Raw genomic sequence first — 564 nt, forward strand, 5'->3', positions numbered from 1 at the left:
CACGTGCCGGTGAACAGGGTCGCGGCTTTGCGGTGGTTGCCGACGAGGTGCGCGTCCTGTCACAGCGTACCCACAGCTCCACCGTCGAGATCCGCAATATGATCGAAACCCTGCAACGCAATACCCAGGGAGCGGTCAGCACCATGCACGAAGGCCAACTGCTGGCCCAGAACAGCGTGGATGACGCCAACAACGCCACCCATGCGCTGGAGCAGATCACCACCTCGATCAACCAGATCTCCGACATGGCGACCCAGATCTCCAGCGCGGCTGAAGAGCAGCGGGCCGTCACCGACGAGGTAAGCCGTAACATTCAGGCGGTGAAAGATGTCTCGGACGAACTGGCAGTGGATGCAGACAGCTCACGCCATCTCTCTGAACAACTTAAAAATATTTCGGGTGAACTGAGCAATCAGGTCGGCATGTTCCGCATTTGAGCATGAACAAAAGGGGCCGTACAGGCCCCTTTTATTTTTCTAAATAGCGCTTAATTTTCAGTGAGTAATCTCACATTACCCGCCAAATAACCCGCCTTGAAATCCTTGTAATTCGTCTGGAATTATC

At 54.4% G+C, this 564-nt stretch carries 1 protein-coding gene; it reads left to right on the plus strand.

Annotated elements, in window-relative coordinates; translation table 11 throughout:
• On the plus strand, positions 1-437 hold a 437-nt coding region (locus AACS18_RS23385; RefSeq protein WP_258228922.1), incomplete at its 5' end, for a methyl-accepting chemotaxis protein.
• Positions 438-564: the final 127 nt, after the last annotated feature.

Source organism: Aeromonas sp. HMWF015 (genome assembly GCF_963878965.1).
In the GTDB taxonomy this organism is placed as follows: Bacteria; Pseudomonadota; Gammaproteobacteria; order Enterobacterales; family Aeromonadaceae; genus Aeromonas; species Aeromonas veronii.